The organism is Anoxybacteroides rupiense (assembly GCF_014196195.1).
Taxonomy (GTDB): Bacteria; Bacillota; Bacilli; order Bacillales; family Anoxybacillaceae; genus Anoxybacteroides; species Anoxybacteroides rupiense.
This window is the reverse complement of sequence record NZ_JACIDF010000003.1, coordinates 144,750-167,905: the sequence shown is the minus strand read 5'-3', so window position 1 is coordinate 167,905 and position 23,156 is coordinate 144,750. Positions and strand designations below refer to the sequence as shown.

Here is a 23,156-nt window from a genome sequence, read left to right as displayed (position 1 = left end):
CCTTTACCGCTGTTCTTTTTTAATTAGTTCCTTAAGTTCTTCAATAAACACGTTTAAATCTTTAAATTGCCGATAAACGGAAGCAAAGCGAACATACGCTACTTCATCGACACTCGACAGTCGCTCCATCACCATTTCGCCGATCGTTTCACTTTTCACTTCAGCCACTCCGCCATTGCGTAGCTCTTTCTCAATCTCTTGGGTAATATGCTCCAGCTGTTCTAGAGCCACCGGCCGCTTCTCGCACGCTTTAATGAGCCCTCGCAATATTTTCTCTCGGCTAAATTCTTCCCGCGTTCCTTCCTTTTTGACGACAATCAGCGGCATTTCCTCTACTTTTTCAAATGTGGTAAAACGATAATGGCACTGTTCGCATTCCCTTCTGCGCCGAATGGAGCGCCCTTCATCAACCGGTCGCGAATCAAGCACCCTTGTGCCATTATGGTGGCAAGATGGACATTTCATATGAACCACTCCATTTTAATAGCCTTTTCTTTTCATTCACCCATTGATTCCAGAACCTATATAAGGAAGACGTTGGTCGATCTTTTGATATAAATCAATCACAATGCGGCGGCTCCATCCAAAATCGAACGGCAAAAGCTTTGTGTCTGTTGTAACAGAAAAATCAATGGCCGTTTCAAATGGGCGAACAGAAATGACCGTAATGACAATAAACGCCTTTCTTCCTCGACGAGTCGCTACGCTAAACTCTCCTCGTTCTTCAGAAATAGAAAGCATCTCGTACTCATGAGAAGAAGCGATTAATTCTTTAACGGCTTTGATGGCACTAGCGGCCGTTGTTTTGTAATAGCGGCTTTGCAATTGCTCATCCTCGTGATTTTCTCTTGTCTCACAATGGTTGGTCAATCCGTATTTTAACTTGCTCCAAACACTCATCGATCGCCGCTCCTTGCTTTATTCTTTATCATTATGATACCATTAGTGCCCCATGTATGTACAACACAAAAAAAGAGGTGTATGCAACACCTCTTTTGCGTTCATTTTATTCATTATAAAACTTTGGCATTTTTTATTTCAATTGGACCCATTCCACGAGGAAGCTCAATCGTTTCTCTTGTTTGTGCTCCTAAAGCTTCCGCGATATAATCCGCAGCAATCGTTGGGTCCAAATGCCCACACGTATAAACATCAATGCTTGCATATCCATGTTCAGGAAAACTATGAATCGTTAAATGAGATTCAGAAATAATAACAACACCACTTACTCCTTGGGGAGCAAATTTGTGAAATGCTACCTCACGAATTTCCGCACCTGATTTTAGTGCTGCATCAACAAATGTTTTTTCAATAAATTCCATATCATTCAACTTATCAAAATCGCATCCCCATAACTCTGAGATAACGTGACGACCCATTGTGTCCATCTAAATCATCCCCCTTTAACAAATTTTACAAAAAAATAAGCATGAAATTCTTTTGCAAATGGCATGTATAACTACCACGGGGGAAAGTTAGTCCAAAGAGGTCCTAACCCTTTAAGTAGTCACATTACCGTGCGTTTAAGAAGTTCACGAAACATAGTATACTTGGTTTATTTTTTTTTTGCAATACACTTTTTCATTTTTTATGCTTATCGTGTCAGATCAAATCGATTCACTTGTTGTCCTTGAACTCTATACACGATGATGAATGAACGGCATCTGGCAAAACTCACAGCAGGAGGGCTTGGGTCACTTTCCTCGGCTACGCCAAAGGGATGACAGCGCATCGATCATTGAACCCCGTCCCCATGCAAAGGTTGAACAGACCAAGTGACATCTCTGTCCTAAAAATTCTCCATCCATTGAAATAAGGAGGATTTTCAACTTTACAATGGCGTCAACATTTTTTTGTCATAGATGTCTATATAATAAAAAGCGCTGAACCATAGTCAGCGCTTTTTACATTTATGCGTTCACTTGCAAATTTTCCATCATTTTACTCGCCACTAAATTCGTTAAATCAACAACGCGGCAAGAATAGCCCCATTCATTGTCATACCATGCCAATACTTTTACCTTGCGTCCTTCCATTACCATCGTTGACAAGCCATCGATAATGGCCGAATGAGGATTGGTGTTAAAATCAATAGAAACAAGCGGCTCTGTTGTAAAATCAAGAATCCCTTTTAGCGGACCGTGAGCTGCGTTAATCAATGCTTCATTTACAGCTTCAACCGTTACGTCTGTTTTTACGTCTACAACCAGATCGACTAATGATACATTTGGTGTCGGAACGCGAAGAGCCATTCCGTGCAATTTTCCTTTTAAGTGAGGCAATACTAATGCAAGAGCTTTCGCCGCACCTGTTGTTGTTGGAATAATGGATTGCGCGCAAGAACGGGCGCGTCGTAAATCTTTATGAGGATTGTCAATATTTTTTTGGTCATTCGTATAAGCATGAACGGTTGTCATTAAGCCATTTTCAATGCCAAACGCTTCATCTAGCACTTTAACGACTGGCGCTAAACAGTTTGTTGTGCACGAAGCATTAGAAATGATAAAATGCTGGGCAATATCAAGCATCTCTTCATTGACGCCCATTACAATCGTAATATCCTCATTTTTTCCAGGCGCAGTTAAAATGACACGTTTCGCACCTGCCTCTAGATGCAGACTTGCTTTTTCCTTGGAATTGAACTTTCCGGTCGCTTCAATCACAATATCAATATCTAATTCTTTCCATGGAAGCTCTTTCGGGTCACGGGAATTTAATAATTGTACTTTTTTCCCATTCACAAGAAGCCCATCCTCTAACGCCACTACTTCTCCCGCAAACTTTCCATGGTTGGAATCATATTTTATTAAATGAGCTAACGTTTCAGCTGGATAGCTCGCATTAATCGCAACGATTTCAAAGTTTTCCGCATCGATAGCGTTTCGGAATACCATTCTTCCGATTCTTCCAAACCCATTAATCGCTACTTTTGCTTTCATTGAATTTTCTCCCCTTAAATATATGTTATACTAATTATCTTCTTTCGTATAATTAGTATAGCATATATTTGTTTTTTGTATAGAGTAAATCATGTAAAAAATAAAAAAAGGCGTCCTGTTTTTACAGGACGTTCCACATTTTTAAAATATAAAGCAGTTGTTCACGTGTTCTTTCAATGGTTCCATTATTATCAATGACCGCATCAGCATAGCTTTTTTTGTCGCTGAGCGGCATTTGCGCCCGAATGCGCGCTACGGCGTCTTCTTTAGCTAAGCCATTTCTCTTTATTAACCGCTCCAGTTGAATCGCTTCGTCTACATAGACCACGATCATTTTATCTACAAGATGAAAGAGCTGACTCTCTATTAAGAGCGGAATATCTAAAACAACAGTGTTAGCACCATTACGAAGAAATGCTTCTTTTTGTTCGAGCATTTTTTTCCTGACAGCTGGATGAACAATTTCATTCAACCGTTTTCTTTTTTCCTCATGGTGGAATACGATGGCTCCAAGTTTCGTACGGTTAATTTCTCCATTTTCTTGAAGAATTTCGCTTCCAAATTCCTTGACAATTTGCTTATAGGCTTCTTCACCAACCCGGACGACTTCTCTGGCAATAAGATCGGCATCCACCACTGGAATGCCAAATTCCTTGAGCATGTGCGATATCGTACTTTTTCCGCTCGCAATTCCTCCTGTCAATCCGATCGTTAATGCCACTTTCCTCCCCCTCCCCATTCAATGCTGGCATTGTTCGCAATAATGGGTACCGCGGCCGCCAATCGTTGTTTTCTGAATGGCATGGCCGCATCGTCTGCACGGTTCCCCTTTGCGACCATAAACAAACAGCTGCAGCTGGAAAGTGCCGCTTTCTCCTTGTGTATTCACATATGTTCGAACCGTGCTTCCTCCTTTTTCAATGGCTTCACGGAGCGTCGCCACAATCTCCCCATGAAGGCGTTTCATCTCTTCGTCCGTTAATGAAGAAGCCTTTCGTTCTGGATGAATGCTAGAGCGAAACAGTACTTCATCGACATAAATGTTACCGAGTCCAACGACAATGGTTTGATCTAAGAGGGCGCTTTTAATCTTTCGAGCTGTTTTTTGCAGCTTTCCCGCCAAAAAATCCGGTGTAAACGATGGGGAGAATGGCTCAGGCCCCAATTGGAGCAGCGGAGAATGCCGCTCTTCCTCTCCCGTTTGGAACAAATGCATCGTCCCAAACTTTCGTACATCGCGATATCTCAGTTCTGTTCCATCGGTAAACTCAAAAATAACATGTGTGTGCGGCTCAAGCGGCACACCTGTTGTTTGCAACAAATAGCGACCCTCCATACGCAAATGAGAAACAAGCACATATTCATCCAATAAAAATTTTAAAAATTTTCCACGACGATCAATCTGATGAATCGTCTGCCCTTGTAACGTTTGGACAAACATACCGATATCGGCAGGTCGCTTAATGATATTGGGCCAAAACACTTTAACATCTTGAATCGTTTTACCAACAGTCAATGGAATCAATGTCCGCTTGACTGTTTCGACCTCTGGAAGTTCCGGCATTGCTGATCCCTCTCTCTATTTCGCATCATACCAAGTCAGTCCAAAATGGTAATCGACTTTCAGCGGCACACGCAGTTCAATGGCCTGTTCCATCACTTCCGGAACAAGCTGCTTCAGCCGCTCAATCTCTGATTTCGGCGCTTCTAAAATTAGCTCATCGTGCACCTGCAGCAAAATTCGCGCTTGCAGCTCCTCCTGCTTCAACCGCTCAGCTAAATCAATCATCGCTTTTTTTATAATATCGGCCGCACTTCCTTGAATCGGCGTATTCATCGCTGTTCGTTCGGCAAAACTGCGCAGATTAAAATTCCGGCTCGTAATATCCGGCAAATAGCGACGGCGATGCAACAGCGTAGTCACATAACCTGTTTGTTTGGCATAGCGAACAATATCCTCCATGTATTGCTTAACTCCAGGAAAGCTTGCAAAATACCGTTCAATAAATTGCGCTGCTTCCTTTCTTGAAATATTCAAGTTTTGCGATAAACCGTAATCGCTAATACCGTATACAATGCCAAAATTAACAGCCTTTGCTTGGCGGCGCATTTGTGATGTCACTTTTTCTTCACTTACATGAAAAATATCCATGGCTGTTTTTGTATGAATATCAAGATCATTGCGAAACGCTTCAATTAAATTTTGATCATTGGCGATATGTGCAAGAACGCGCAGCTCAATTTGTGAATAATCAGCCGCAAAAATCACCCAATCCGGTTCTGATGGAATAAACGCCTGACGAATTTTTCGTCCTTCTTCCAGACGGATCGGAATATTTTGCAAGTTCGGTTCTGTCGAGCTGAGACGTCCGGTTTGGGTCAGCGCTTGGTTAAAGATGGTATGCACCTTATTTGTATCCTGATGCACTACTTTTAGTAATCCCTCTACATAAGTAGAATACAGCTTTCCAAGCTGGCGGTAATGAAGAATTTTCTCCACAATTTCATGGTAAGGAGCCAGCTTTTCTAATACATCGGCAGAAGTGGAATAGCCTGTTTTTGTTTTTTTGATAACCGGCAGCTGCAATTTTTCAAATAACACTACTCCCAGTTGTTTTGGCGAATTAATATTAAATTCTTGCCCCGCAGATTGGTAAATGTCTTGCTCGATCATCTTCAACTGCTCGTTAAGCTCTTCTCCCATATTACGCAGCCTTTGGACATCCACTTTGACCCCGGTGAATTCCATTTCTGCTAAAATGAGCGTCAACGGCAATTCGAGTTCAGTAAATAACAAATATTGCTCGTTTGCTTTGAGATCAGCAACGAATTCTCGTTTTAAGGCTCGAATCGCTACGGCTTTGCGAACGAGATGGTCAGCTAAGCTTTTTTTATCAGGGATTGCCTGTTTCGCACCTTTTCCATATACCGCTTCATCCGGCTGTACTTCTGTATATTGCTTAGTTTTAGCTACAGAAGCGACATCGTCGGTTGAATGTGAAGGATTTAAAAGGTACGAAGCAATGAGCAAATCAAAATCGATCCCTCTCATTTCAATGCCTTGCCATTTTAAAGCGACAAGCGCTCTTTTAGCATCAAATACGCTTTTCTTCTTTTTCTCATCCTCAAGCCAAGCCTTAAAAATGGGCGATGATAAGGCGACATCGGTCGGAATAAACAGGGGTTTCTTTTCACTGGCCAATGCAAAACCAAGAATCGGCGCTTTGTGATAGTTTGCTTCAAGCACCTCCACAATCAGTGCCGCTTCGTCCGCCAGCATGGTCTCGTCCACTTCCTCAACCGTTTCATAATCAATGTTCGCTAACTCTGTCTGAACATCCGGGTCTTCATTCTGTTCCAGCTTCCCTAGCAAGGAATTAAATCCAAGCTCTTTAAATAAAGCGATCACCTTATCAAGATTGTAGCCTGTATATTTCGTATCTTCTAATGTGATTTCAAGCGGAGCATCGCGCAAGATGGCGGCTAACTGCTTGCTAAGAAGCGCCAGTTCGCGATTTTCTTTGAGATTTTCTTTCAGCTTGTTCCCGCTGACCTGTTCAATGGATTCTAAAAGCCGCTCAACAGTGCCAAATTCCTTCAGCAATTTTAACGCTGTTTTTTCACCAACACCCGGCACTCCTGGAATATTGTCCGATGCATCTCCCATAAGACCTTTTAAATCAACAATTTGCGGTGGAGTAAGCCCATATTTCTCTTGAATCGTTTCTGGCGTATACGGTTCCACATCCGTAATTCCTTTGCGAGTAATCGCAACGGTTACATGCTCAGAAGCAAGTTGTGTTAAATCGCGGTCGCCTGAAATCACCTTAATTTCAAATCCTTCTTGCTCTGCTTTTGTGCAAAGCGTGCCGATAATGTCGTCTGCCTCGTAGTTATCAAGCTCGTACGAGCGAATTTGATAGGCATCTAGCAACTCACGCAAAAGCGGGAATTGCTCGGATAGCTCCGGTGGAGTTTTTTGCCTTCCACCTTTATAATCTTGAAAAGTTTCATGGCGAAAAGTGGTTTTTCCAGCATCAAAAGCGACAAGCATGTGTGTCGGCTTTTCTTCCTCCAAAATTTTCATCAGCATCATCGTAAATCCATAGACAGCATTCGTATGGATGCCTTTTTCATTATGTAAAAGCGGCAATGCGAAAAACGCACGATACGCGATGCTATTGCCGTCAATGAGTACAAGTTTTTTTCGCAAAATGAGTCCCTCCTCACCACGATCGTCCAGATTAAACATTTTGTTCGCTAGCACAACGACGCTCGGAAAAATCCTGCCGCTTGCTCTCTTCACACATTTGTGAGCCCATGGCTTTCAGATCCGCTTATAAGGCTGCGAAGCGGCGTGTTCGACCGCCAAAAAACAACACGATGTCCATATTCATCTGTTTTGTTACATCTATATAGCCAATTCCTGCTGAATCTCCTAAAAAAGACGAGCGTTTGATTCATTCCTTCTTTTTTATTTTATCATGATTAACGGCAGAATGAAAAAAAGACGAGAACATTTTTTCGTTCTCGCCTCTCAAGGGTTGGCTCCTTGGATGAAGGGGTTTTCAGTATGAGTGTAGCAAATATTTATGAACACACAGTAAAGAAGCGATTAACTTTTTGTAAAATTGCATGCATCATTCCCAAACAACCATGCGCCTGTCCGTTCTCCCATATAGAATATCACTTGAACATTGAACATATAGTCCGTCCATTCAAAAGCAGCATTTCCATTTTTCTGACGATCGGAAGCAAGCCGCTGACTTGCCTAGCCTGACCAAAAGGCTGGTATAAATTTTATATCGTTCGACTGATCCTCTTCGGTCCAGATTGTATAGGCGACATACTGTCTTATTTCCTGGTCAAATCCGCATTCAACCTATATGGTTCTTTGGAAAATGCACTGTGAATGTTGTACCATGGCCGACTTTACTTTTTACTGTCATATATCCGTGATGCGCTTCCACTAAATGCTTAACGATCGCCAATCCTAACCCCGTTCCTCCTGAGTTGCGGCTTCTTGCTTTATCGACACGATAAAATCGCTCAAAAATGCGGGGAATTTCCTGCTCTTCAATCCCAATGCCTGTATCTGAAATATGGACAAGCACTTCATCATTCTGTTCCTCAATGCTCGCTTCTACTCGTCCAGACTTTTGCGTGTAAGTAAGAGCATTTGTAATCAAATTAATAAAGATTTGCTTCAGACGATCGCCGTCGCCAGTCAAATAAATTTGTTTAGCAGCATGTAAGCGCAAATCAATTTCCTTCTCCTGTGCCTTGCCGCGAAACATGACCATTAACTCTTCCAAAAGTTGTGTCATATTCACCTTCTCGAGCTGAAGCTGAAATCCTTGTTGTTCAATTTTGGATAAATCTAACAATTCCTGAACAAGGCTTTGTAGCCGTTCACTTTCATTCAGAATGATGGATAAAAAATGCTCCAACGCCCGTTCATCTTTCATCGCCCCATCCAACAGGGTTTCCGCAAATCCTTTAATGGATGTAATAGGCGTTTTCAGCTCATGCGACACATTGGCGACAAAATCTTTTCTCATTTGCTCCAGCTTTTTGAGCTCGGTAATATCATGAAAAACAAGGACAATTCCTTTCCATTCATCATTTGTTCCAATAATGGGCGCCCCGTATACCTCAAAATGCTTTCGCTCAATATCGATTGTCAAAACAAGCTGTTTGCGCACTTTGGTTTCCTTCATAAAAATTTCGTTGACGAGTTCAATGATTTCTTGATGAGAGAAAGCTTCCGTATACAGACGATGTAAATAATCAACAGGACGAATGTGGAAAATTTCTTTATAGGATCGATTGACAAGATTAATGTAGCCGCGGCTGTCAATCAGAATCAGACCGCTGCCGACATTTTCAATCAACGTATGCAAACGGTCCGTTTGCATTTCTTGAATTTTGTTCATTTCTTGCAAATTGCGCGCCAAAATATTAATGGACTGGCTGAGCATCCCCGTTTCATCACTACGCGTTTCATAAACTCTTGCCTTATAGTTGCCGCGCGCCAATTCAAACGCCACCGTTGTCGCTGCCTCAATCGGCTTCATATAATGATCAGCGATTTTAAGACCTAGAAAAATAATCACAATTAACGCGGTTCCTAAACTGCTAATTAATACTCCCCAAATTTGTTGGTTAATTTTTTTTAGAGAGTTGACAGGAGAGCTTAAAATAACATAGCCACCATTTTTTCCGTTTTTTGAAAACGGCACGATGTAATAGTAAACATCTTGTTTTTCTTCAATAATAGAAGGATGATTTCTTTTCTTGCTGTGCAAAATATCGCGCACAATTTGTTCATGAGCACGATCGCTAATATTAGCAAGGCGCCCGGTATCTAGCAGCGTCCGCTCTTGGTTATCAAGCACGGTAATACGAGAGGCTAACGTTTCGCTCATATCTGCCATTTGCGATCGAACCACATCGATATTTTGCCGTTCAAGCAAAAGAGCGATCATTTCTGCTTCTTTTTCAATTCGCTTGTTCATGGTCTCTAAATAAAAATCTTTAAATAGTTGACCAAGCAAAAGACCAAGACAAATCAGAACGGTTACAATCAAAGAAACAAGAGCAAATAAAAGCCGTGAACGAGGACTAGACATCCATTTTCGGCTCCTCAAGTTTATATCCTAAACCGCGAATGGTTTTAATATATACCGGTTTTTTTGTATTTTGCTCAATTTTTTCACGCAAATGGCTGATGTGTACATCAACGATGCGGGTATCGCCAGCAAAATCATAGTTCCATACAGCGCTAAGCAGCTGATCGCGCGTCAGTACCCTCCCTTTATGCTTGGCCAAATAAACGAGTAATTCAAACTCTTTCGGTGTTAACTCAAGGCGCTCCCCTTGAAAATAGGCTTCATAATGTTCAGGAAGAATTTCTAAATCAGCAATACGAATTTTATGAGGATCTTCCGCTTCTTCATGCCCTTGCTGCGATGGAATTCGTCGTAAAATCGCCTTGATGCGCGCCAATACCTCGCGCGGACTAAAAGGCTTTGTCATGTAATCATCGGCTCCAAGCTCCAAGCCTAACACTTTATCGAATTCATCGTCCTTTGCCGTCAGCATTAAAATAGGAAGCATGATTTTTTGTTGGCGCAGCTGCTTGCAAACCTCGATTCCATCCATTTTCGGAAGCATTAAATCAAGAATCATTAAATCGGGTTGCTCGCGAACTGCTTTTTTCATTCCTTCTTCTCCATCATTTGCAGTAATCACTTCAAATCCTGCTTGTTCTAAATTATACTGCAAAAGCGTTACAATGGATGGCTCATCATCAACAACCAACACTTTTTTGCCCATATTTTCCTCCATAAAAAAGATCTCTTCATTATTATACCATACTATAAATCCTTTTTATGAGCCATCCTGCTTATAACGCCTATTGAATTTATCGACACCGCCTTTTATGAATCCAGTTTTATAAAAGCTAAAGCACCCTTTCACCACAAAAAAAGATTCGCTCCTCTATTTCAAGAAACGAATCGCTCAAACGACAAGCATATCATTCTCTTTTCAAAAAACCGCTTCTTTTCTAAAACAGGAAGGAATCAAAAGTTTTCCAAGAAACGGCTGTCTAACATGGAGATCGCATACGGAGGACAAACCGTCACCGTGCCCTCCAACACCTTTTCTGTTTCATCGCGAAGCGCCTCAACAGCAATGATAATCGAATGATCTTCTGCATTGACATCTTGCACTTCAAATAAAAATTGTAAATTCTCGTAATGATAAACAGGTTTCAAAAAATCAATATAATGCTTCTTGATATGACTTCCAGGACCAGGCAAATATTTGGAGATAGCAGATGTGATCATTCCCGTCAGCATAACCGTTGGGACAATCGGTTTCTTCAGCGGTGTTTGTGAAGCATAGTCATGCTGAATATATAAAGGATTCGAATCGTCTGTTAATCCAAGATAAAGCAACAAATCTTTATCCTCGATTTTTGAATTAATCACTAACTTTTCTCCAACCGTGATTTCTGATATATTTCTCCCTAGTTTTCGTTTTTTAAGCATGATTTACACCCCTTTGTTCAGAAAGCGCTTCCAAGTTGTCGTAGAAGCAAACATTCGAGAAAAAATCCCGAATGCTTGCACGCTTCATTATTCCAATACCTTCATCACATTTTTTACAGATTCAACCGACTTGGCAAGAGCCTGTTTCTCTTCATCCGTCAGCTCTAACTCAATCACTTTCTCGATTCCATTTCCGCCTAAAATAGTTGGTACTCCCAAATAAATGCCTGCATAGCCGTATTCTCCTTCAAGATAAGCAATAGCCGGAAGCACACGGCGTTGGTCTTTGAGAATCGCTTCAACCATTTCAGCGAGAGAAGCAGCGGGAGCGTAATACGCACTGCCGTTTCCGAGCAGATTGACGATTTCACCGCCGCCTTTGCGCGTGCGCTCCACAATCGCATCTAACCGTTCTTTCGGAATGAGCGTTTCAAGCGGAATACCGCCAGCATACGAATAACGCACAAGCGGAACCATATCATCCCCATGGCCGCCTAACACAAAACCAGTAATATCTTTCACAGAAAGGTTTAATTCCTGTGCAACAAATGTGCGGAAACGTGCTGTATCAAGCACACCTGATTGGCCAATCACACGGTTTTTCGGAAAGCCAGACTCTTTGTACACGGTATATGTCATCGCATCAACAGGATTTGTCAGCACAATAATATAACAATTCGGAGAATATTTAACGATTTCCTGGGTTACAGCCTTCATGATTTTTTGATTGGTTGTAACAAGATCGTCCCGGCTCATTCCCGGTTTACGGGCAATACCTGCTGTGATGACCACGATATCGGAATCCGCTGTATCGGCGTAATCAGATGTACCGATAATGTTGGCGTCAAAGCCTAGTACAGGGCTGGATTCAAGCATATCAAGCGCTTTTCCTTTAGTCGGATTTTCCAATTGTGGAATATCCACAAGGACAACATCCCCAAGTTCTTTTTGCGCTAAAATAAATGCCGTTGTCGCCCCCGTAAACCCTGCACCAATCACAGATATTTTTTTACGTTTAACCGCCATTTGTTACCGTCTCCCCTCTATTATTCTCCCATATTACGGATCAATGCATCAGCAAACTCAGAGCACTTCACTTCTGTTGCTCCTTCCATCAGACGGGCGAAATCGTAGGTGACGACTTTCGAAGCAATTGTTTTCTCCATGGATTCAATAATCAGCTTAGCCGCTTCATTCCAGCCAAGGTGCTCAAACATCATGACGCCTGACAAAATAACAGAGGATGGATTTACTTTGTCTAATCCTGCATATTTTGGAGCCGTGCCATGAGTCGCTTCAAAGATGGCATGCCCTGTTTCATAGTTAATATTTGCACCTGGAGCAATGCCAATACCTCCTACTTGAGCTGCCAAGGCATCTGAAATATAGTCACCGTTCAAATTCATAGTTGCGACAACATCAAACTCACGTGGACGCGTTAAAATTTGTTGCAAGAAAATATCAGCAATCGCATCTTTAACGATAATTTTTCCTGCTGCTTCCGCTTCAGCCTGAGCTTTATTTGCAGCCTCTTTTCCTTCCGCTTCAACGATGCGATCATATTCCGCCCATGTAAAGACTTTATCTCCAAATTCTTGCTCTGCAAGCTCATAGCCCCAGTTTTTAAATGCGCCTTCCGTAAATTTCATAATGTTTCCTTTATGTACGAGCGTAACAGACTTGCGGCCGTGCTCGATAGCATAGTTGATGGCTGCTCGAACGAGACGTTTAGTTCCCTCCTCGGAAATCGGCTTAATACCGATACCAGATGTTTCCGGGAAGCGAATTTTACGAACGCCCATTTCATTTTGCAAAAAGTGAATCACTTTTTTCACTTCTTCAGTGCCTTTGGCATACTCAATTCCGGCATAAATATCTTCTGTATTTTCACGGAAAATAACCATATCCGTATCTTCAGGACGTTTCACTGGAGAAGGCACGCCATTGAAGTAACGGACTGGACGCAAGCAAACAAACAAATCAAGCTCTTGACGAAGCGCGACATTCAATGAACGAATCCCTCCGCCGACAGGGGTCGTTAATGGGCCTTTAATGGCAATTATGTATTCGCGAATCACATCAAGCGTTTCTTGAGGCAGCCATTCTCCCGTTAGCTTATATGCTTTTTCGCCAGCAAGAACTTCTTTCCAAGCAATTTTCTTTTCTCCTTTATAGGCTTTTTCAACCGCAGCTTCTAGCACGCGGGAGGCTGCCGCCCAAATATCAGGGCCTGTCCCATCACCTTCAATGAAAGGGATAATCGGATTGTTTGGTACGTTTAACACACCGTTTGTGACTGTAATTTTTTCACCTTGAACCACTTGTAACAACCTCCAATGTATTAATGTGAAGGGCGAGAACATGTATAGCCATCTTCACGCCCTGTTTCCCTAAAGTTAGCCTCTTTGTTCAATCGGAACATAAACTTGTTTCGCCGGTCCAGTATACTCAGCACGCGGACGAATGAGACGGTTGTTCTCATACTGCTCTAAAATATGTGCGAGCCAACCTGACATCCGGCTTACAGCAAAAATCGGCGTGAATAAATCATGATCAATTCCTAAACAATGGTAAACCGATGCAGAATAAAAGTCAACGTTCGGCGGCAACGGTTTTGTTGAATTCATGATTTCCTCAATTTTTACCGACATTTCATACCAATGCGGCTGTCCAACAAGCTTTGTAAGCTTCTCTGACATTTTCTTCAGATGTTTAGCACGCGGATCACCTTTGCGGTAAACGCGATGGCCAAAGCCCATGATTTTTTCTTTGTTTGCTAATTTTTTCTGAACATATGGTTCCACATTCTCAACGGTGCCGATTTCTGTAAGCATTTTCATAACGGCTTCATTTGCACCGCCATGAAGCGGCCCTTTTAACGCGCCGATCGCAGCTGTAATTCCAGAATAGATGTCAGACAGCGTCGCTACACAGACTCGCGCTGTAAATGTCGATGCATTTAATTCATGATCCGCATGCAATACAAGCGCTTTATCAAATGCTTCGACAGCGGTTTCATTTGGTTCGCTGCCTGTCAACATATACAAAAAATTCGCAGCAAAGCCTAAATCAGGGCGTGGGGCCACAGGATCTAACCCTTTACGAATACGAGAAAAAGCTGTCACAATTGTCGGAATTTTTGCTTGCAAACGAATCGCTTTGCGATAATTTGCTTCCGCATCCATGATGTCAGCTTCTTCATCATATAAACCTAACAAAGAAATGGCTGTACGCAGCGCTGCCATTGGATGTACTTTCTCAATTGGATACAATTTGAAATGCTCAATAATTTCAGATGGAATGGTTGCGTTTTCTGCCAGTTGCTTCCGTAATTCTTCTAGTTGCTGCCTTGTCGGAAGCTCACGATGCCAAAGCAGATAAACAACCTCCTCAAACGTCGCATTTTCAGCCAAATCGTCAATATCGTAGCCCACATATGTTAATGTGTCATCAATAATTGAGCTGATGCTGGACGTCGTTGCGACAACCCCTTCTAGACCTCGTGTTACTGTCATATACATCTCTCCTTTTCTCTAAAAATTCCCCTTCTCCCATTGCAGTACATCATCCGAGAGCGAGCGCTTGCTCAAAATCATTGAATAAAAGTCCATAAAGAAAATGCTTACATTTTATATTGTATTCATACTGCCCTTATTCATCTGCTACGTGACAGTATGAATATCTACAAACATGTATAAATGATGAAAATAAATATAAAAGAAAAGGGCTGTTGTCTATATTATAAACAATTATCTGACTTTTGTGAATCAAAACGACTTATTCTCTATAATATTATCATAAAAAAATGATTTTCATAAATATTCTATCACCTTCATAACTATATACGCAATGCCTGCACCAATCAGCGGACCGACAGCTACGCCGTGGAAAAGAGAGACGGCAATAATCGTGCCAAGCACAAGAGCGGCGGTCATATGCGGATCCGTGGACAACAGCGTCACTCCTCCTTTAGCTATTAAAGCAACAAATACGCCAGACAAAAGCGCGATCCAAGCAGATAGCGACTGAAGCGAAGCACCAAGCTGCTTAAATCCAATTTCCCCTGTCGCAATTGGCGCAAGCACGGCAATTGTAATCACTGTCACTCCCCAATTAATTCCTTTTGCCTGAATAACCGGCAGCCACTTTCCTTCCAATCCGATCAGCTTAATCCCCAGCAGTACACCGACTGCAATAATGAGTGAATGATTTTTGGCTATCATGCCAATAAATAATAAAATGAGTAAAAATAATACAGATTGATTCAACAAGATCCTCTTCCTTTCTATGAATAAATTGAAACCTCTCGCTTTTCATTAGCGTATATAAATTGTAATATAGTACTATACAGAAGAGTCTCATGACTTACCTTTACGCCACGCGAACGAATAGCAACAACGCAACGCCGCTATCAGCTCCATCTACGAGCCTGTGAAGCGATTTGATGTTCAGTGACTCGGCTGTGTAAAAACAACATGAGCTTCATGTCCATACGAATATGAAGTGATATCTATATAATATTTATAGAAGAATTTCGGAGGTGGAATTTTGTCCCATAACCACTTATATAGCATTCTTCGCTTTCTTTTTGTCGTTGCGGCTGCTGTACTGGGCATCACTGCTATTTATTATGCGGCAACCGTTACATATCCCTTTATTATTGCTTTTTTTATTGCATTTATGATTAACCCATTAGTCAACTACTTAGAAAAAAAAGCAAAAATGCCGAGATCTTTAGCGGTTATTTTCATATTAGTTTTATTGTTTGCTGTCTTGGCAGGATTGGTTACGTTGCTGATCGCCGAGATTGTATCGGGCACTCAATATTTAGCAGCGGTAGTGCCGACCCATTTCCAAACGTTAGTTTTCTATATTGAGGACTTTTTTGCTAGCCAAATTATCCCAATATATAAAGATTGGGCCACTTTATTCAAAAGCCTAGATGCAAGCCAACAAGATACCATTATGAACAACATTCAAGCGGTAGGCACAAAAGTGGCAACAACCGTCGGCGCATTTGTGCAAAATGTGCTGCAAAACATTCCACAGCTGATCGGCTGGCTGCCAAATGCAGCAACTGTCATTATCTTTTCATTGCTGGCTACATTTTTTATTAGTAAAGATTGGTATCGCTGGAGCGGCGCTGCTCAGCGTTTATTGCCGGCTAAAGCGCAAGCGAGCGGACGTACCGTATTTATGAATTTAAAAAAGGCGCTGTTTGGTTTTATTAAAGCACAAGCGACGCTCATTTCGATTACAACCGTCATTGTTCTAATTGGCCTCCTGATTTTACGGGTCGATTACGCGATTACCATTTCGCTTATTATCGGTATCGTTGATATTTTGCCTTATCTAGGAACAGGAATTGTCTTTGTTCCATGGATTATATACTCCGCTGTCAGCGGAGACGTTCCCTTCGCCATCGGGTTGGGCGTTTTGTATATCGTTGTACTTGTTCAACGGCAAATTATGGAACCTAAAGTTTTATCATCCTCGATTGGTCTTGATCCGCTTGCCACATTAATTGCTTTATTTGTTGGCTTTAAATTGCTCGGGTTTCTGGGCCTTATTGCGGGCCCGGTGCTCCTTGTCATTATTCGTGCTTTGCATAGTGCCAATGTATTCCGTGACATTTGGCAGTTTATTAAAGGAAAACCTAGCACATAAGATCACTGGTAGACAAAGTCCTTGTTGCCTTTGTCTATCTCTATTTTAAGCATCCGTTCCTCTCAATTAGAAGCGCTTATCAACAGTTTGAAGAGCCCTTCTTTTTGTACATAGAAGGGCTCTCTTATCTTCTTACATAAAAAAATGTTTTGGTTTCAATCAACGTTTTTAGCCAGCGGGCGATGATGGGTTTGGTCATCCTTCTTGTAGCTGGAAAAAGCAGAAGGGAGCCAATGACATCAGTCAGAAAGCCTGGTACTAATAATAAAAAGCCGCCTGCTAATACGCATATTCCATCCAACAATGCCCCGTTTGGAAGACGCCCATGCATTAGTTCCCATCTTGCTTCCTGAAGCAAAGTCAACCCTTGACGCTTCGCTAACCACACTCCACCGATGCCGGTCATCGCGATACAAGCAATCGTCAGCCAGACTCCAACTAGGTGACTGAACAGGACAAATAAAGAGATCTCAAGAGCTGGAATAAGAATAAACAGCACCACCAAGATTTTCATTTGGCTCCATCCTTCCTTGGAAAAAATAAAAACAGAGAAGATTTGGACTTCTCTGTTTTATTATAGCTTATAACACGCTTGCATGTCCTTGATAGATGGCGCCGAAACCCGGATCCACTGTGATTTCTTGACCATCTTTTAAGATAGATGTAGCATTTGCTACTCCAACAATGACCGGAATGCCAAGACTTAGTCCAACAACAGCAGCATGGCTTGTTAAACCGCCTTCTTCAGTAATAATGGCGGCCGCTTTTCCAAGCTCTTCAATCATATCAGCATCCGTGTTATATGTGACTAGGATGCCGCCCTCGACCATTTTCTCCTTTGCTTCCTCTGCCGTTTTAGCAATTACCGCTTTTCCAAAAGCTGATTTGCGGCCGATGCCTTGTCCTTTCGCAATGATGTCACCAATGACATGCACTTTCATTAAGTTGGTTGAACCCGTTTCTCCAATCGGCACGCCCGCAGTAATCACCACTAGATCACCGTGTTTAGCGATGCCGGATTTTACGGCAGCTTCCACAGCAATATCAAGCATTTCATCGGTCGAATTAACGTGCGGTGCTACTTGTGTATATACTCCCCAAGCAAGCGCAAGTTTTCTTGACACAGCTTCGCTTGATGTAACAGCCATAATCGGCGCTTTTGGTCGATACTTCGAAATCATCCGTGCGGTTTGCCCGCTAACAGTCGGCGTGACAATAGCTGCCACATCCAGATTTAGAGCCGTATGAGCAACCGATTGGCCGATCGCATCCGTAATCGTCGTACCGCTCTCTTTTGTTCGCTGTACTAACAAATCACGATACTGCAACGCTTGCTCTGTGCGCAAGGCAATGCGATGCATCGTTTTTACAGCTTCGACCGGATAATGCCCTGCCGCTGTTTCTCCTGACAGCATAATCGCGTCTGTTCCGTCTAAAATGGCATTCGCGACATCGCTTGCTTCCGCTCGCGTTGGCCGCGGATTGCGCTGCATGGAGTCCAACATTTGTGTCGCAGTAATGACTGGTTTGCCAAGAGCGTTACATTTCTTGATTAGCTCTTTTTGTACAAGCGGAACCTCTTCTGCCGGAATCTCAACTCCTAAATCGCCACGAGCCACCATCAATCCGTCTGCCACTTCAAGAATTTCATCAATATTATCGACGCCCTCTTGATTTTCAATTTTGGCAATGATTTTTATATCCAGCGCATTTTGCGCCTCAAGCAATTCACGAATCTCAAGCACATCTGAAGCGCGGCGCACAAAAGAAGCAGCAATAAAGTCAATTCCTTCTTCGATGCCGAACAAAATATCTTGGCGGTCTTTATCGGTAATGCCAGGCAAATTGACGCGAACTCCTGGAACATTGACCCCTTTTTTATTTTTCAGGATGCCGCTGTTTAATACTTTCGCGACAATTTCTCGTTCCTGTTTATGAACAGCGATTACTTCAAGAGCAATTAAACCGTCATCAAGCAAAATCTTATCGCCCAAATCAACATCGTTCATGAGCCCTTCATACGTGACAGAGAATTTTTCCTCTGTTCCTAGCACTTCATCCATCGAGATGATAATTTGCGAGTTTTCTTTTAATTCAATCGCCCCATTTTTCATATTGTGCGTACGGATTTCCGGGCCTTTTGTATCAAGAAGAATCGCTACTGTTTTTCTTGTCTGCTTAGCTGCTTCACGAATATTTTTTATTCGTTGTCCGTGCTCTACATAATCTCCGTGCGAAAAATTCAAACGCGCCACATTCATTCCTGCTTCAATAAGCTCAATAAGCGTTTCAACACTTTCGCTTGCGGGACCTATCGTACAAACAATTTTCGTTTTCCGCATTTTTGCATTCTCCCTTTCATCCATCTTTATGGTAACGATACCACGCTTTCTAGATGGAAAGTTCTTTTGACAATTGGTACATTTTTGGCTCAATCGTATGCTTGTGCGATAATGCTTCGATGATATCGTGATCCACTAGCTGATTATTTTGAATGCCGACACAGCGGCCCCCTTGTCCTTCAAGCAGCAGCTCGACTGCGCGCGCTCCTAAACGGCTTGCTAATACGCGATCGAATGCGGTCGGAGAACCGCCTCTCTGTACATGTCCCAATACCGTTACACGCGTTTCAAACCCGGTCGCCTCTTGAATTTTGCTGCCGAATTCGACTCCGCTTCCGACACCTTCTGCGACAATAATAATACTATGTTTTTTCCCGCGTTCATGTCCTCGTTTTAAACGGGCGACGATATCATTCATATCATAGTCTGCTTCTGGGATTAAAATCGATTCAGCACCGCCTGCCAGCCCCGCCCAAAGAGCGATATCGCCAGCATGACGTCCCATGACTTCAATCACATATGTGCGTTCATGAGAGGTAGCTGTATCACGAATTTTGTCGATTGCATCAATCACGGTATTTAATGCTGTATCAAAACCGATTGTAAAATCCGTTCCAGGTATATCATTATCGATTGTTCCCGGCACCCCTACACATGGGTATCCGTGTTCGGTAAGCTTTTTTGCCCCTTGATAGGAACCGTCTCCGCCAATAACAACCAGCCCTTCGATTCCATGCTTTTGCAACTGTTCAATTCCTTTTAGTTGTCCCTCAAGTGTTTTAAATTCCGGGCAGCGTGCTGTATAAAGCATCGTTCCTCCGCGATGAATAATATCCCCTACATCGCCGATTTCTAGTTTCTTAATTTTTCCTTCAATGAGTCCTGCGTACCCGTGGTAAATACCAAAAACCTCTAATCCGTGATAAATGGCTTTACGCACAACTGCACGAATCGCCGCATTCATTCCTGGTGAATCGCCGCCGCTTGTTAACACACCTATTCTCTTCATTTTGCTCACCTCATGTTCATCGATCTTTCCATACCCCTTAAGATGTCCGACCTCATACATTGTATAAAATACCATGAAGAGTAGCTGAAAACAATAGAAAACTCTTAGTTTGCCCTGAATGAACCTCTCTCACCTACACGTGGTTTCGAAGGGAGAGGCTGCTCGATGGATATCGTTCAATTTTGATAGGCAAAAAGCTGTCCCAATCGATGAGACAGCTTCGTTTCTATTTTTATTTTACTTCTAAATAATCTTCTGAAAAAGCAATTTGACCGATTTGTCTAAATTTTCGATAGCGCTGTTCGACAAGAGCCAGGCCGTCTAATGGAAGGAGCTCCTGCAAAGATTGCTTCAGCACCGCATCAATCGATTGGGCTTGCTCATCTAAGTTGCGATGAGCGCCACCGCGAACTTCAGGAATAATTTCATCGATGACTCCAAGCTTTTGCAGGTCAGCAGCAGTAATCTTCATCGTTTCAGCAGCCCGTTTTGCAAGCGACGCATCCTTCCATAAAATCGCGGCGGCTCCTTCTGGAGAAATGACTGAGTACGTTGAATTCTCCAACATATGAATATGGTTGCCGACACCAAGCGCCAAAGCGCCGCCGCTTCCCCCCTCACCGATCACAATGCAAACCACCGGCACCGTCAATCCTGCCATTTCAAATAAATTTCTTGCAATTGCCTCACTCTGTCCGCGTTCTTCTGCGGCTTTTCCTGGATAGGCACCTTTTGTATCAATAAAACAAATAATCGGACGATTAAATTTTTCCGCTTGTTTCATCAGACGTAAGGCTTTGCGATATCCTTCCGGATGAGGCATCCCAAAATTGCGGCGAATGTTTTCCTTCGTATCTTTGCCGCGCTGATGACCAATTACAGTTACAGGAAGGCCATGATATTTCGCAATTCCTCCAACGATCGCTTCGTCATCGCCAAACAAGCGATCTCCATGGCATTCTAAAAAATTGGTAAACAGCCGTTCAATATAATCAAGCGTCGTTGGCCGATTCGGATGACGAGCAATTTGTACGCGATCCCATGGCGTTAAATTTGCGTATGTTTCATTTTCTAGCTTTTCAAGTCTCGCCTCGAGCTTTTCAATTTCCGCCGATAAATCTACATCGGCTGTTTGAGTGAACTCTTTTAATTCACTAATTTTCTTGCGCAATTCAATCAGCGGTTTTTCAAATTCTAATTCGCCCACCATTCGCCATCGCCTCCTGTCTGATGAATATCAAGCACATTCGCTAACGTCTCCTTTAATTCGTGCCGATGGATCACCGCATCAAGCTGTCCATGCTTAAGTAAAAATTCCGCTGTTTGAAAGTCTTCCGGCAGCTCCTCACGCACGGTTTGCTCAATGACCCGGCGGCCGGCAAATCCAATTAATGCGCCAGGCTCAGCAAAATTATAATCGCCAAGTGAAGCAAAGCTTGCCGATACTCCTCCCGTTGTTGGATGGGTCATAATCGAAATGATCAGCCCGCCGTCATCGCTAAACCGCTTTAATGCCGCGCTCGTTTTCGCCATTTGCATCAGGCTCAGCACTCCCTCTTGCATACGTGCTCCCCCGGAAGCGGTAAAAATGACAAATGGCACCTGAAGCTCCCTTGCTTTTTCGACCGCTCGCGCAATTTTTTCACCGACAACGGATCCCATACTTCCCATACGAAACGCTGAGTCCATAACAGCAATGACAAGAGGGCGTTCATTTAATGTTCCCGTTCCTGTCACAACTGCTTCGTTTAATTGCGATTTGCGGCGATCTGCCTCCAATTTTTCAAGATAATCAGGGAACTGGAGCGGATTTTCGGAAATCATTTCTGAATCGTATTCCTGAAAGCTTCCTTCATCAAGCAAGCTATCAATGCGTTCGCGCGCTGGCAGAGGATGATGGTAGCCGCAGCTCATGCAAACACGCAAATTTTTCATTAGCTCTTTTGTATACATAATTTTTTTGCATTTTGGACATTTTGTCATAATTCCTTCAGGAACGTCTTGTTTTACTTGCTCTGAAGGAACAGAAGCATATTTTTTCTTTTTTGTAAATAGCTCTTTAAGCAAAGGGTGTTCCCTCCTTTGGCAATCGGTATAATGGTGTGGCCGTATTCTCGGTCAACAATTTGAGAGCATCAGGAAGCTGTTGCTTTTCTAAAACGATGTGCATTTGCTGGTAAAAAGCAAGCGGAAACAATCGTGTATCATGATGAAGCTGGAAAAAATCGCTTAGAACTCGCCAAATCCGTTCAAGCAAATAATTATTTCCTACTTGAAATACCCACTGAAAAAATGTTTCATAGTCAATGGAATGTTGATCAATCATCGCTTTAAGCTCATTCAGCTGTTCTTTCGTCCTGCGCTCACATGCTAGCGTCAAGCCAAGCTGTTCAATCAGCTGCTTTGTTTCCACGAGGTCAGCATTGGCTTTTTTTTCTTGTAAAATAAACATGCCTAGCAATTGAATGAACTGATGCTCACCAAATTTCTTTAAATAGGTTCCTTCTCCGCGTCTCGTTTCAATAAGCCCAAGAAATTCAAGGGAGCGGAGCGCTTCCCTTACAGAGGAACGCCCCACCTTCAGCCTTTCGGACAATTCCCGCTCAGAAGGAATTTTATCTCCTGCGACAAGCCCGTCTTCTTCAATAATATGATAAATACTTTGCAAAATTTCAACGTATACTTTTTCCGTCATCCTTTCATGATCACTCGCCTACATCATCGCTGCATTTGTCTTGTTTTACTCTCCATTCCTTCAGAACTCATACGAATGCGGGCAGCTCCTGTCTTCACCGCTGGCTTAGCTGCAACAACCGATGCGACCCGCGGATCAACTGGTACGCCATTCATCTTCTGAAACAAGTGAAGCGGCTGCTTCCACAGCAGCGATTTTCATTTTTTCATTCATTTATCGCGCCGAACCTCTAAAGCACCTCGGAAGATGCCTGGAAACGCCAGAACATGATCGACTTGATTCGGATCATCTGATCATCCTGTTCCAACGACAACAGCTCCTGCTTGAAGTGCTTCTTCCGGCATCATTTCCAGAACCGGATTGGCCATTGCAAAAATCATTGGCCGGCCGTTCAGCGAACGAATCATTTCCGCTATCCAAGCTCCTGCTATCATTTCTCGCTTTCCT

General features: G+C 42.7%; 21 protein-coding genes and 1 pseudogene. 1 reads left to right on the top strand and 21 read right to left on the bottom strand.

Annotated elements, in window-relative coordinates:
* Positions 1-3 precede the first annotated feature (3 nt).
* The 14 genes from nrdR to GGQ95_RS06700 all read right to left on the bottom strand — a co-directional run bounded on the left by nrdR (position 4) and on the right by GGQ95_RS06700 (position 15,264).
* On the bottom strand, positions 4-465 hold the full coding sequence (nrdR, locus tag GGQ95_RS06765) for a transcriptional regulator NrdR (protein WP_044745962.1): 462 nt from the start codon (positions 463-465) through the stop codon (positions 4-6).
* Positions 466-501: 36 nt separating this feature from the next.
* On the bottom strand, positions 502-900 hold the full coding sequence (locus GGQ95_RS06760) for a cytosolic protein (protein WP_066146400.1): 399 nt from the start codon (positions 898-900) through the stop codon (positions 502-504).
* Positions 901-1,013: 113 nt separating this feature from the next.
* Entirely contained in the window at positions 1,014-1,388 is a 375-nt protein-coding gene (gene speD, locus GGQ95_RS06755; RefSeq protein ID WP_044745960.1) for an adenosylmethionine decarboxylase, read from the bottom strand.
* Positions 1,389-1,910: 522 nt separating this feature from the next.
* Positions 1,911-2,939: a glyceraldehyde-3-phosphate dehydrogenase gene (locus GGQ95_RS06750; RefSeq protein ID WP_044745959.1), complete on the bottom strand. Its 1,029-nt coding sequence runs from the start codon at positions 2,937-2,939 to the stop codon at positions 1,911-1,913.
* A 121-nt stretch (positions 2,940-3,060) separates the two neighbouring features.
* The gene (gene coaE, locus GGQ95_RS06745; RefSeq protein ID WP_183186521.1) at positions 3,061-3,660 is read right to left on the bottom strand and encodes a dephospho-CoA kinase; all 600 of its coding nucleotides are present in this window, start codon (positions 3,658-3,660) and stop codon (positions 3,061-3,063) included.
* A gap of 18 nt (positions 3,661-3,678) precedes the next feature.
* Positions 3,679-4,503 (bottom strand): DNA-formamidopyrimidine glycosylase, encoded by an 825-nt coding sequence (mutM, locus tag GGQ95_RS06740; protein ID WP_066146405.1) that lies wholly within the window; start codon positions 4,501-4,503, stop codon positions 3,679-3,681.
* Positions 4,504-4,518: 15 nt separating this feature from the next.
* Entirely contained in the window at positions 4,519-7,152 is a 2,634-nt protein-coding gene (polA, locus tag GGQ95_RS06735) for a DNA polymerase I (protein ID WP_183186520.1), read from the bottom strand.
* A gap of 664 nt (positions 7,153-7,816) precedes the next feature.
* The gene (gene pnpS, locus GGQ95_RS06730; RefSeq protein WP_044745955.1) at positions 7,817-9,571 is read right to left on the bottom strand and encodes a two-component system histidine kinase PnpS; all 1,755 of its coding nucleotides are present in this window, start codon (positions 9,569-9,571) and stop codon (positions 7,817-7,819) included.
* Positions 9,564-10,277: a response regulator transcription factor gene (locus tag GGQ95_RS06725; RefSeq protein WP_044745984.1), complete on the bottom strand. Its 714-nt coding sequence runs from the start codon at positions 10,275-10,277 to the stop codon at positions 9,564-9,566. Before GGQ95_RS06725 ends, pnpS begins: the two co-directional genes overlap by 8 nt.
* A gap of 248 nt (positions 10,278-10,525) precedes the next feature.
* Positions 10,526-10,996, bottom strand: coding sequence for a MaoC/PaaZ C-terminal domain-containing protein (locus GGQ95_RS06720; protein ID WP_183186519.1), 471 nt, complete (start codon positions 10,994-10,996; stop codon positions 10,526-10,528).
* 87 nt (positions 10,997-11,083) lie between these two features.
* Positions 11,084-12,022, bottom strand: coding sequence for a malate dehydrogenase (gene mdh / locus GGQ95_RS06715; RefSeq protein ID WP_044745953.1), 939 nt, complete (start codon positions 12,020-12,022; stop codon positions 11,084-11,086).
* A 20-nt stretch (positions 12,023-12,042) separates the two neighbouring features.
* A complete protein-coding gene (gene icd, locus GGQ95_RS06710; RefSeq protein ID WP_044745952.1) occupies positions 12,043-13,317 on the bottom strand; it encodes an NADP-dependent isocitrate dehydrogenase in 1,275 nt (424 codons plus the stop codon).
* 75 nt (positions 13,318-13,392) lie between these two features.
* On the bottom strand, positions 13,393-14,511 hold the full coding sequence (citZ, locus tag GGQ95_RS06705) for a citrate synthase (RefSeq protein ID WP_066146408.1): 1,119 nt from the start codon (positions 14,509-14,511) through the stop codon (positions 13,393-13,395).
* A gap of 297 nt (positions 14,512-14,808) precedes the next feature.
* Entirely contained in the window at positions 14,809-15,264 is a 456-nt protein-coding gene (locus tag GGQ95_RS06700) for a DUF441 domain-containing protein (protein ID WP_376768706.1), read from the bottom strand.
* Positions 15,265-15,544: 280 nt separating this feature from the next.
* Here GGQ95_RS06700 and ytvI point away from each other — a divergent pair, with 280 nt between their 5' ends.
* On the top strand, positions 15,545-16,663 hold the full coding sequence (gene ytvI / locus GGQ95_RS06695; protein ID WP_066146410.1) for a sporulation integral membrane protein YtvI: 1,119 nt from the start codon (positions 15,545-15,547) through the stop codon (positions 16,661-16,663).
* A gap of 124 nt (positions 16,664-16,787) precedes the next feature.
* On the opposite strand, the gene GGQ95_RS06690 is transcribed toward ytvI, so the two are convergent.
* The 7 genes and pseudogenes from GGQ95_RS06690 to GGQ95_RS18280 all read right to left on the bottom strand — a co-directional run.
* A complete protein-coding gene (locus GGQ95_RS06690) occupies positions 16,788-17,177 on the bottom strand; it encodes an FxsA family protein (protein ID WP_183186517.1) in 390 nt (129 codons plus the stop codon).
* Between the two features lie 67 nt (positions 17,178-17,244).
* On the bottom strand, positions 17,245-19,005 hold the full coding sequence (gene pyk, locus GGQ95_RS06685) for a pyruvate kinase (RefSeq protein WP_044745948.1): 1,761 nt from the start codon (positions 19,003-19,005) through the stop codon (positions 17,245-17,247).
* A 49-nt stretch (positions 19,006-19,054) separates the two neighbouring features.
* A complete protein-coding gene (gene pfkA, locus GGQ95_RS06680; protein ID WP_044745982.1) occupies positions 19,055-20,014 on the bottom strand; it encodes a 6-phosphofructokinase in 960 nt (319 codons plus the stop codon).
* A gap of 232 nt (positions 20,015-20,246) precedes the next feature.
* A complete protein-coding gene (gene accA / locus GGQ95_RS06675; RefSeq protein ID WP_044745947.1) occupies positions 20,247-21,224 on the bottom strand; it encodes an acetyl-CoA carboxylase carboxyl transferase subunit alpha in 978 nt (325 codons plus the stop codon).
* A complete protein-coding gene (accD, locus tag GGQ95_RS06670) occupies positions 21,209-22,081 on the bottom strand; it encodes an acetyl-CoA carboxylase, carboxyltransferase subunit beta (protein WP_044745946.1) in 873 nt (290 codons plus the stop codon). The genes accA and accD overlap by 16 nt, the downstream gene beginning before the upstream one ends.
* Positions 22,074-22,709: a FadR/GntR family transcriptional regulator gene (locus GGQ95_RS06665; RefSeq protein ID WP_066146418.1), complete on the bottom strand. Its 636-nt coding sequence runs from the start codon at positions 22,707-22,709 to the stop codon at positions 22,074-22,076. The genes accD and GGQ95_RS06665 overlap by 8 nt, the downstream gene beginning before the upstream one ends.
* A 23-nt stretch (positions 22,710-22,732) precedes the next feature.
* Positions 22,733-23,140: pseudogene (locus GGQ95_RS18280) on the bottom strand (malic enzyme-like NAD(P)-binding protein); the annotation flags it as partial.
* Positions 23,141-23,156: the final 16 nt, after the last annotated feature.